We start from the raw sequence: 9,731 nt of genomic DNA, 5'->3' as shown, positions 1-9,731 counted from the left end.
ATCGAACCGCGTTTTTCTCATCCACTTGATCGCGAACACGCGAGGCCTCTGGAGTAAGGGCTGTCGTTCCCTCCAATTCCGCATTGGCCTCGGCAATTTGCGACTGAAAGGTCGCACGCGATTTTTCCGCAAGAGAGGTCAGCTGCTCAATTTCGGAACGGGCTTGATCGACCTGATCGGCTTTTCGACCAAGTTCGTCAGCAGAGGCGAGCTTTGTCGCTTCCTGCTCAAGGGCATCAATTTTGTTTACGAGCTCCTCATAACGCAGCTGACGCAATGCGCCTGCCCTCTCCATTCCCATGAAGACAGTTTCGAAAGTGATGCCTGCAAGAACCAGGAGGAAGACCAAGATAATGGGCTTCCAGAGCCAAGACGCGCTGAAAAGCAGTGTAGCTATCGGTATCTTGGTGAGCTCCGCGATTGCCACCATGAGAAAGGGTGCACTGGCGAGCGTCAAATCCATTGCAGTGACAGACTCGCTTGCAGAAAACGCTTGTACGCCTAATGCTACACCTGTCGTAAGCCCAATCGCTGCGGCCGCGATCTCTAGGGCCCAGGCACCACGGTAGGTCCACTGGCCATAGCTTGCCAGCTTTTGACTCATCACAGTCTGCATTTTACTCGACCCCCCGACAGGGCAACATCACGCCTTGATCGCCTATCAGCATACACTGAAAAATAACTATGTTAACGATTTTGAAAGTCTTAGTTAAGGCGTCTTCTCTCTATTGCCGCAACAACTTTTTCTGCCCTTCAGATATAGAATACCTCGTCAAAAAATGGGGTCTAGCAGACCGCGCCGCCCATGCATGGTCTTCGTTGGGTCGGTGTAAGCGGAAAGCCGAACAGGCCGTAGCGCGCTTACTCCGTTACATTTTAGCTAGCAGAGTGTTTCGCATGGGATCCCATCCTTGTCGCGATCGAGTTTTCCGCCCCATGAGCAGTTTTGCAGGTACCAGTTGGCTTCGTCGCAGGAACCGATCTGCTTGCACGTTCTCCGCGGCTCGCAAGAATAGCCGCTCTGCGCGACCAGCTTACGGCTGATGATGCCCCATTGGCGGCTCGACGGCGCCGCGCCGTCGGCGTGCGCAGCTCGCCATTCCCAGGGTGCCTGAAACGTCCCGGCCCACAGGCCGATCTTTGAGGCTTGGGCTTGCGCCTGCTGGCCCGCATAGGCGCCCTGGCTATAGCGAGGCCAATCCAGCGCCTGGCCGTGCTCGACCATCCAGGCGGCTACGCCCGCGCCGTCAGCGCGCCGACAATCGCCGACAAAGCGGTGGTAGCGGTCCCACGTCACGAATGTGCATTCGAGCGGCCTCGACGCGGCCAGGAAAGTGTCCAGCGCTTCGGCCGATCGCCGGCCGCAAGAATACTCAGCGCCATTCGCATCGCGGCACAGCTGCCGGCTCTCTGGCGCGTCGATGCCGTTGAAACGGACGCGCTGGCCGTGAATTTCGATCGTATCGCCGTCAATGACGGAAGCGACACCGGTAAGCGAGGCGGGCGCCGCCCTTCGTGGGCTGGCCTTTGATGCATCGTCGCTACGTCGCGCGCCCGACGGCGCCAGGAAGGCAGCCACTGCCGCCGCTGCCGTAAGACCGAGCATTGCCGGCACGCTCGCAAGTTGGCGCCGCCACAGCTTGGCACCGGTGGGTCTCTGCCACCGATTGAATCGATATTTGCGGTATGGCCTGCTCATCCGCTACGCCGACCAGCCCGGCCATGCGCTGTCGACCATGGGCAGGCCGGCGCAATAGTAGTCGTCAACGAACCGCCCGGTGGACCGGTCGCGGCAGCGCCAGATGACGCTGTAGTTCTGGCCATAGAATTGGTCCCACGCGACGCCATAGGTTTGTGGTGGCGGTGGCCGGTAATATGTTCCGCCTCCATAGCCGTTGTTGGCAGCGACACCCACAGCTGCGCCGCCGACAGCCGCGACCGCTATGCCTGTCGCGACAGCATTGTCGGTTTGCACAAGCCTGGTGCACTTCTCTGCTGTTGCGCGCCTGCGCACTAGAAGGGCCGATACCCGACTACGATACTGTTCGTCCGTGCTGCTGGCGAGAACGTGACACAGCGCAACGGTATTCATTGCCGTGAGATCGCTGTCCGACACGACAGCGCTCGTAGAGCAGCCGCTGACGCACAGGGCTGCACTTGCGATGAGTGCTCCAATTTTCATGTGAATTCCCCCAAACAAATATTGGGGCGAGTCCGACCTAGAAGTCCAGGGTTTTGTTTTTCACTTTGCTACGGTTCACAGCATGCTGCGGCTAGCTGCGATACCGCCCCCCTTTGCCGCGTTCGACGCGCAACAGCATGCGCTCGCTGTCGACGTCCTTCAGCGTCGACACCTCCACCACGCGCAGGCCCGCGCCATAGGCGACCGACAGCGCGGCCTGGTGCTTGAGGCAGGTGGTGGCGTTGAGCAGCCGGGCAACCTCGTCGCGGCTCAGTACCACCGGCAGCTTGCGCGGGTGCGCCAGACGAACGAGCTTGCGCGCCAGATCGGGACGATCGACCGTGTGCGTGAAGAAGAAGCGCAGCGCCGACACGATCCTGTTCATCGTCGGCACGGGAACACCGTCGTCCTGCTGCTCGATCTGGAACCGGCGCAGGTCGTCGGTGGTCGCTGTGTCTGGTGAACGCCCAAGGAACGTCGCCAGGCGTCCGATATCGCGGAGATAGTTGCGCTGTGTCTGCCGTGAGAAACGCCGCAAGTTCATGTCGTCGATCAGCCGCTGGCGCAGCGGGCTGATAGGTGCATCGAGAATGGGAGGGTGCATGGTCAGGCTCGTTGTTGAAAAGCCCGTGATGCTCTGCCGCTGCCGAACCATCCTCAATGCGAGCGCGACCTCCGGTTCATGATCTCTACCTCACCCCATGCGCCCCTCCCGCGCAGCGGGTTCGTTCCCCGGCCCCACACCGGTCGTTGCGTTGCTCCGGCTTAGTGGACGATTCTGGCGCTACAGCCATCTTCGCCAAGCGATACGGATACGAGCTACATCTTCACACCAACCCCACCCTGAAATCCTCCAGAACCTGAGCCAGCCCTCGCGCGCCGAGAAGGGTCACAACACGCCTCGCTTGAAGCTTCGGTACCGCGCGATCGTAAATGGCAAGATTGGTCGCCTCGTTGAGGCGCGAGGGATAAATGATCCCGTCGGGCTCAGATGGGTGCTCGTGAAACGCCAGTGACCACCGGCGTGCCAGGTTCTGGCGCTGCGCCCGAACGACATCGGTCGGCACACCCATCCGAACGGCATTGTCGCCTCTGAGATCGACCAGGCGTAGGTCTGTCGTGGTCGCGATCTCCGCGTAGCGCCGACGGGTCAGCTCCACCTCCTCTATTGGAAGATCGTCGAGAAGCCCTTCGCGGCGGTCGCGGAGCACGGTCTCTAGGAAGCACACCTTCAGGGAGTCACCGAGGTAAAGAACGCCAAACCGGTTGGCGTCAACGCGGCGTCGAGGATCGCTGAACCGGCTCGGCGACTTCCCGTATCCCAACGGATCGGGATAGGTGCTCCAGTAGATCCGGCCGAATGGCCGTCCCGGCGATATGGTCTCGATTTCGAGCTTTGCGCGCCCAAAATCGGGTGGAGGTGGAACGCCGGGCATTCAGTCGAAATCGCCTCGGGCCACGCCTTCCGCCGCGGCCAACACCGAGGCGTCATCGCCTTGTTGAAGGGCTCGAAGGCCCGTCCGCCCATCAAGAACGCCATGGCGCGACACCAAAAACCGATAGACGGCCCAGGCACTATTGCCCAACATGGCATGCAGCGCCGGCAATGCGCCGAAGGGACGACCGTCCTTATCGAGTTGCCAGACAGGAAAGCGGAAACCGCGTTTGGCGCCATCGATCCCGAGCACCTGTCCGCTTTGCCGCCTGGCGTTGACCGTCACGCGCGACGTGCCGAGCAGCTTGGCAAAGGCATCCGCGCTCAGCATGTCCTCGCCGGCGACAATTTCGGCGACACGCTTGCGGCCACGCGCGCGCGCTCCGGCAAGAGCCGCCTCGAGATCGGCATCGGGCATGCCCGTGTCCTCGACGGGAAAGGTATCGTCTGAAGCGATCGGTTGCTCTTCGACCGGCGTGATCGTCTGCGCATCAGCCGCCGGATCGACCTCTACCCGGAACGATACGCGGTGGCCGATCTTGCGGCTGCGTGCGATCGCTTCCTGATAGCGTTCGAGCAATACCTTCTTGAAGTCTGCCTGTGCCGGCAGCTTTGTGGTGAAGCTCAGGGCGGCGACTCCCGCCTGCGATGCGGTCCCGCTATGATTGCTGCGTTTTGGAGCGGCCATGATGACAACCTCCTGCTCTCAACAATATGGTTGCAGATCGCAAGTTCGTCAAGTTCGATAATTTCGTAAAGTTGGCGCGAATGGCTGCGGACCTAAACAATTCCCCAGGCCCGAAACCTTCCCCTCCCCGTCATCTCACGCAGGCCAAGCTCGCCGACCAGATTGAGCGCTCCCTGTTTTGTCACTTTTAGCCGCTCCTGGATCATGCCAGCCGAGACGAGTGGCCGCGACAGCACGAGTTCGACCAGGTCGGACAGTTTGGAGCTGGCGCGCCGTTGTTTGACTCGCCGCTCCATCTGGCTTTTTGCCAGCACCAGCCGATCGTGTTCCTTCAGGCCAGCCACTGCTGCGTCGTGAATGGCATCGAGCAAGGCGAGCAGCCGATCGCCGCGATTGCGCGCCCGCCTCCGCTCGCGCGGAATGTTTTTCGCGCCGAGATGAATGCAAGCGAGATGGTGGGCGGCGAGTCCTTCCTGTCGCAGCAGTGCAGCCACGAGCAGCGGCCCGAGCCACGTGGCATGCTGCAGCACCTCGATGTCGGACCAGGCTTCGAGCAGGATCGCCGCGCGCAGGACGACTGGTTGCCCCCGCGTTTCCGCGAGCACAGCGTGCCATTCGGCCAGCCGTTCTTCCTCATTCCAGTCGGGATCGTAAATCAGGTCCGGCCGGTCGTCCGGGCGCGCCGCTTTCGCCGGCACGTCGGCGCCGCTCAGAATCTTCGACGAGCGCGCCAGGACAGCATCGATCTCGGCAAATTCTTCCGCCACCAGATCGGCCTCAGCGTCATCGCGATCGTCGTCTTCCACAGAGGCAGTTCCAGCCCCCTCCCCGTCCCGGCTTTTCGGCCCCGATGCCGGCATCGCGCCGCCGCGACCGGTCAGCGCCAAAAAACCTTCCCGGCCGAGCGCCCAGTCCGGCTTTTGCGACAAAATTCGACGGCGGGTTCGCAGCACCGCATGCGCGCGGGTGAGTTCGTGGGTCGGTGTGCGGATGTCCATATGGGCGTCGTGCAGGACGAGGTCCTCGAGGTGGACGAGCTCGCCCTCGAGCCACAGCGCGGAAGCCGCGTCGGCAAAGTTTTGGCGCTCGACAAAGCCGTCGCGGATCGGCGAACGGGCCAGCCGCTCGTCAAGACGCGCCGAAACCTCGGTTGCGCGGGAAACCGGCCCTAAGAGGGTTTTCAGGGACAAATCGCCGATGTCGTAAGTCATTGTTTTCATGATGCCTGATTCGCGTTAGTCAAGCTATCCGGCTGTTAGGTTGACTTGCAGGGGATTTTCCCTGGCGTCGTTCTCACTATCGATAATCACCTGTTATCGATAGTGATGGCTTTGGCGGCGCAAAGGCCCTAGATTCGGCGCCAAGCACGGCCGCAACGGCCCAGAAACGCCCGGAAGGTTCCCTCGATGCCAGAAGCGCCCCCTACCCGCGCCGGCGGCCGCCAAAGCACCGAACTCGTGGCGCGGCGCGCCGAAGCCCTCGACGCGCTCGATTCCGTGCTGCCTTTCGACCGCCGCGATTTTCTCGCCGGCCTTTTAACCGATGACGACGTCGCAACCCTGCGCCATCTCGCCAGAGAAGGCATCGGTGCAAATTCTCTGCGGGCACTCGCCTCCGACCTCGGCTACCTCGAGGCGTGGTCTTTTGCCGCGACCGGACAGCCGCTGCCCTGGCCGGCGCCAGAAGCACTGCTGATCAAATTCGTTGCGCACCATCTGTGGGATTTTGCGAAACGCGAAACCGATCCGGCGCACGGCATGCCCGGGGACGTAACAGCCGCGCTGAGGGCGCAAGGACTGTTGCGCAGCGACGGCCCGCATGCGCCGGCGACCGTGCGCCGGCGCCTATCGAGCTGGTCGACCTTGACCAAATGGCGCGGTTTGCATGGAAAGTTCAACGCACCGGGTCTGCAGAGCGCGATAAACTTGGCGGTGCGCGCCAGCGCCCGCCCGCGCGGCCGCAAGAGCAAGAAAGCGGTGACCGCCGACATTTTGACCGCCCTCCTGAAAGCCTGTGCCGGCGACCGTCTCGTCAACCTCCGCGACCGCGCCGTTCTCATCACCGCCTTCGCCTCCGGCGGCCGCCGCCGCAGCGAGATTGCCTCGCTCAGGACCGAGCAGATCATCGAAGAAGACCCGGTGCCGGCCGATCCCAAAGCTCCCGACGGCGACAAACTGCCGTGCCTGTCGATCCGGCTCGGCCGGACCAAGACGACACAGGCCGACAGCGCCGCTTTCGTGCTGCTGGTTGGCCGGCCGGTGACGGTGCTGCGAGCGTGGCTGGAGCGTGCCGAAATATCGGAGGGCGCCGTTTTCCGCGGCATCGACCGCTGGGGCAATCTCGAAAAACGCGCCCTGACGCCGCAGGCCGTCAATCTGATCCTGAAGCGCCGCATCGCCGAGGCCGGCCTCGATCCGGCAGTATTCTCCGCCCACGGCCTGCGCTCCGGCTATCTCACCGAAACAGCCCGTCGCGGCATTCCGCTGCAGGAAGCCATGCAGCAGTCGCAGCATCGCTCGGTGCAACAGGCCTCGAACTACTACAACGACGCAGAACGGACGCTTGGGCGCGCGGCGCGGGTTCTTGCCTGACCAGGGGCATGAGATGCTCTTGGTCCTAGGCTAGAGCGGTTAGTTTTTGATAGAAGCGCCGAGCCGCTCTATCTCTTTGTTTTGACGCAATTCCGAACGGAAAACCGTTTCACACGTTCCCTGGAATTGCTCTTGGGCCAAGCGGAGCAGGAAAAACATGACCCTGACCAATCGAGACATTGTCGAGCTGACGGCATGGCGCCGCAGGCTGCACCAGCATCCGGAAATCTCGAATGAGGAAGAGAAAACCGCGAGCGAGGTTGTCGACTTCCTCGCCGACACAGCGCCGGACAAGGTGCTGACCGGATTGGGCGGCCACGGTGTGGCGGCGGTATATGAAAGCGGCAAAGCCGGTCCGACAGTCCTGTTCCGGTCGGAACTCGATGCGCTTCCGATTTATGAGCTTTCAGGCGTTTCTCATTCGTCGCTCGTACCGGGAAAGTCGCATATGTGCGGCCATGACGGACATACCGCGATCCTCGCCGCACTTGGCCGCCAGTTCGGGCGCGAAAGACCTGCCCGCGGCCGCGTCGTGCTGATGTTCCAGCCGGCGGAAGAGACCGGCAATGGCGCGGCCGGCGTCGTCGCCGATCCGCGCTTTTCCGAGATCGCGCCGGATTTGGCCTTCTCGCTGCACAATATGCCCGGTGTGCCGTTCGGTGAGGTGCGTATCAAACCCGGCGTGGTCAACTGTGCTTCACGCGGCATGCGAATATTGCTGGAGGGCAAGACCGCGCATTCGTCGATGCCCGAAACGGGTGTCTCGCCAATGATGGCGGTCAGCCAGCTGATGCCGGCACTGCCCGCGCTCGGGCGCGGAACCTTCGCTGACGACGATTTCAGTATGGTGACCGTCACCCATGCCCTGATGGGCGAAGCTGTGTTCGGCATTGCGCCGGGAAATGCTGAAGTGTGGGCGACGCTGCGCACAAGGCGCGATGAGCGCATGGCGGACCTGTGCGCCGCCGCGGAAGCGCTGGTGGAAAAGATTGCTGGAGAGCATCGTCTTTCGGCCCGCTACGACTATCACGAGATCTTCGTTGCCAGCGTCAACGCCCCGGATGCCGTGGAACATCTGCAGCGAGCGCTCGACGAGGAAGGCGTGCCACGCACAGAGGAAGCCCTGCCGATGCGCGCTTCGGAAGATTTCGGCCTATTCGGCCATAGCGCGGCGTCCGCCATGTTCTTCCTCGGCGCCGGCGAGCGGTACCCTGCGCTGCACAACCCCGACTATGACTTTCCAGACGACCTGATCCCGATCGGATCCAGAATATTCATGCGCACGGCTCGCAACCTTCTGGGGTGATTGGCTCCCGGGCTGGCCGCGCGCAAAAGCTCGGTCTCAGCCGGGATATTAATGACGTCGCCGGTTCGTGAATGACTGGGGCGTCCACTCCCACGACCGCAGCACTCGGCATCCTCCCTTACCTCAACGATCGTTCGTTCGTCTGAGTTCGTTTCTGCGAGTGCGCCAGTCTGCCCAATCAACCGGCTCGGAGTTGACGACCCTTAAATCGGCTGGAGTAAACCGCTCTGTGAAGAGCACCAGGTTCTGACATGGCCAGCGTGCACTCGGCGCCAAGATGCCGTCGAAGCCGAGAAAGGCGGCCGCATCCCCGATCTCCTGCGTTCGTTCGTAGCTCAGCGATCCATAGGTTTCGGGCGAGACTCCGAGAGCTTCCAATGCAGCAAGATCGGCTATCCTCAGCGTTCGTTGGGTGCGGACCAAAATCCGGTGGAGAACCGACCGAATTTTTGAGGGAAAGACAGGTTGCCGACTCAGGTGGAAGTGGATCTCCTCTAGGGCGCCTTCGCGCTCGAGCGAGGTGTAAAGGACATCGAAGGTGCCCGGATCCCATCGAGCGCGAGACGGATAGCCCTGTAGAGGCTCCCGCTCTTCCCGCACAATACGCCACACTTCACCTTCAAACGAAACGCCGGCATGAGCGTCGAGCGCGTCGAGCAGATCCGGATCGCGCGCTCGCCGCTCCACCCGAAACTCTCAGACGTATGCGCCGGCGTCGAGCCGCTCAATTACAGCCAGAACTTCCTGCGTCCGGTCCGCATTGATGAGATCGATGGCACGCTCATTGTTGAGGAGCGGATGACGCGAATGCAGCCAAAGCCGCGTTTCGTCGGCTGTGTAAAAATCAGACAGGCGCTCGACGACGTAGCGCAGATCCGCGATGACCGTCTGGGTCCGCAGATTTGGGGAACCGTTACCATGAGACCACCGCGATACGGTCGCCGTCGACACGTCAACGATGTTGGCTATGTCCTTGCCCTGAAGTCCACCGCGTGAGCGCAGATCATCCAGAATTCTCACCACCGCTGTGCTCATGACATTATCCTACCTGCTCGAAGCAGCTCTGGGCGCCGTCGCCTGCCGGCGCGGCGGAACCAGTGAACCTGATTGGCCCGGAACTAAACGACATTCTTGCTCATCGGGCAAATAACTCCACCCCGATAAATTACAGATTGATTTCACGAACGTCAATCTGTGGAACCATGTCGTAACCGTTGGAATTCGCCGGTCGTCGCCGCCGATCGCACCAAACGCAACGCCAAATCACCTCCGCTTGCCGTGGGGACACTCGCAACTGGAAACGATGGCGGGCGTTTCTGTGACACGGGCTATAACGCTATCCGTGGCAGCGAGCCTGGTTGAGAAAGCCCAACCGTCATGAAGCCAATGACCGAACAGCATCTCGCGGTGCTACGCAGGCACATGGTTGAGTTGATTGCAATCTATACCGACCTTGCAAGCGAAGAACTCGGCAAGGCGGCGCTCGATGAGCGGGTGATGGCAGCGATGCGGCGAGTGCCGCGGCATCT

General features: G+C 61.7%; 11 protein-coding genes and 1 pseudogene. 3 read left to right on the top strand and 9 right to left on the bottom strand.

The annotated features are described in order from the left end of the window. The 7 genes from NKJ32_RS34530 to NKJ32_RS34500 all read right to left on the bottom strand — a co-directional run. A partial coding sequence (locus tag NKJ32_RS34530; protein WP_352830374.1) for a hypothetical protein occupies positions 1-616 on the bottom strand: 616 nt, incomplete at its 3' end. Positions 617-880: 264 nt separating this feature from the next. Next, the gene (locus NKJ32_RS34525; protein ID WP_352785451.1) at positions 881-1,606 is read right to left on the bottom strand and encodes a thermonuclease family protein; all 726 of its coding nucleotides are present in this window, start codon (positions 1,604-1,606) and stop codon (positions 881-883) included. Between the two features lie 96 nt (positions 1,607-1,702). After that, positions 1,703-2,182 (bottom strand): hypothetical protein, encoded by a 480-nt coding sequence (locus NKJ32_RS34520; RefSeq protein WP_352739856.1) that lies wholly within the window; start codon positions 2,180-2,182, stop codon positions 1,703-1,705. A 91-nt stretch (positions 2,183-2,273) separates the two neighbouring features. Then, positions 2,274-2,786 (bottom strand): tyrosine-type recombinase/integrase, encoded by a 513-nt coding sequence (locus NKJ32_RS34515; protein WP_352830371.1) that lies wholly within the window; start codon positions 2,784-2,786, stop codon positions 2,274-2,276. A 223-nt stretch (positions 2,787-3,009) separates the two neighbouring features. Further along, positions 3,010-3,618, bottom strand: a complete 609-nt coding sequence (locus NKJ32_RS34510; RefSeq protein WP_352785445.1) for an RES family NAD+ phosphorylase — start codon at positions 3,616-3,618, stop codon at positions 3,010-3,012. Continuing rightward, positions 3,619-4,305: an XRE family transcriptional regulator gene (locus tag NKJ32_RS34505; protein ID WP_352785442.1), complete on the bottom strand. Its 687-nt coding sequence runs from the start codon at positions 4,303-4,305 to the stop codon at positions 3,619-3,621. It lies immediately after the preceding gene. A 92-nt stretch (positions 4,306-4,397) separates the two neighbouring features. Next, positions 4,398-5,525 (bottom strand): RHE_PE00001 family protein, encoded by a 1,128-nt coding sequence (locus tag NKJ32_RS34500; RefSeq protein WP_352830368.1) that lies wholly within the window; start codon positions 5,523-5,525, stop codon positions 4,398-4,400. A 186-nt stretch (positions 5,526-5,711) separates the two neighbouring features. Here NKJ32_RS34500 and NKJ32_RS34495 point away from each other — a divergent pair, with 186 nt between their 5' ends. Both NKJ32_RS34495 and NKJ32_RS34490 read left to right on the top strand, forming a co-directional pair. Continuing rightward, positions 5,712-6,896 (top strand): site-specific integrase, encoded by a 1,185-nt coding sequence (locus NKJ32_RS34495; RefSeq protein ID WP_352785439.1) that lies wholly within the window; start codon positions 5,712-5,714, stop codon positions 6,894-6,896. 157 nt (positions 6,897-7,053) lie between these two features. Continuing rightward, positions 7,054-8,202, top strand: coding sequence for an amidohydrolase (locus NKJ32_RS34490; protein WP_352785435.1), 1,149 nt, complete (start codon positions 7,054-7,056; stop codon positions 8,200-8,202). Positions 8,203-8,325: 123 nt separating this feature from the next. Here the strand turns inward: NKJ32_RS34490 and NKJ32_RS34485 are convergent, their stop codons facing one another. Further along, entirely contained in the window at positions 8,326-8,889 is a 564-nt protein-coding gene (locus tag NKJ32_RS34485) for an RES family NAD+ phosphorylase (protein ID WP_352785432.1), read from the bottom strand. 9 nt (positions 8,890-8,898) lie between these two features. Continuing rightward, positions 8,899-9,237 (bottom strand): hypothetical protein, encoded by a 339-nt coding sequence (locus tag NKJ32_RS34480; RefSeq protein ID WP_352785429.1) that lies wholly within the window; start codon positions 9,235-9,237, stop codon positions 8,899-8,901. 342 nt (positions 9,238-9,579) lie between these two features. Between NKJ32_RS34480 and NKJ32_RS34475 the strand changes: the two are divergent. Next, positions 9,580-9,731, top strand: a pseudogene (locus tag NKJ32_RS34475) (protein-L-isoaspartate O-methyltransferase family protein); the annotation flags it as partial.

It is taken from the genome of Mesorhizobium sp. M0159 (assembly GCF_040322295.1).
In the GTDB taxonomy this organism is placed as follows: domain Bacteria; phylum Pseudomonadota; class Alphaproteobacteria; order Rhizobiales; family Rhizobiaceae; genus Mesorhizobium.
This window is presented reverse-complemented; position numbering and strand designations above follow the sequence as displayed.

Excerpts from the sequence above, each read along its gene's own strand:
- NKJ32_RS34505 (WP_352785442.1), bottom strand. The coding sequence starts at position 4,305 with ATGGCCGCTCCAAAACGCAGCAATCATAGCGGGACCGCATCGCAGGCG.
- NKJ32_RS34525 (WP_352785451.1), bottom strand. The coding sequence starts at position 1,606 with ATGCTCGGTCTTACGGCAGCGGCGGCAGTGGCTGCCTTCCTGGCGCCG.
- NKJ32_RS34515 (WP_352830371.1), bottom strand. The coding sequence starts at position 2,786 with ATGCACCCTCCCATTCTCGATGCACCTATCAGCCCGCTGCGCCAGCGG.
- NKJ32_RS34520 (WP_352739856.1), bottom strand. The coding sequence starts at position 2,182 with ATGAAAATTGGAGCACTCATCGCAAGTGCAGCCCTGTGCGTCAGCGGC.
- NKJ32_RS34500 (WP_352830368.1), bottom strand. The coding sequence starts at position 5,525 with ATGAAAACAATGACTTACGACATCGGCGATTTGTCCCTGAAAACCCTC.
- NKJ32_RS34480 (WP_352785429.1), bottom strand. The coding sequence starts at position 9,237 with ATGAGCACAGCGGTGGTGAGAATTCTGGATGATCTGCGCTCACGCGGT.
- NKJ32_RS34510 (WP_352785445.1), bottom strand. The coding sequence starts at position 3,618 with ATGCCCGGCGTTCCACCTCCACCCGATTTTGGGCGCGCAAAGCTCGAA.
- NKJ32_RS34490 (WP_352785435.1), top strand. The coding sequence starts at position 7,054 with ATGACCCTGACCAATCGAGACATTGTCGAGCTGACGGCATGGCGCCGC.
- NKJ32_RS34495 (WP_352785439.1), top strand. The coding sequence starts at position 5,712 with ATGCCAGAAGCGCCCCCTACCCGCGCCGGCGGCCGCCAAAGCACCGAA.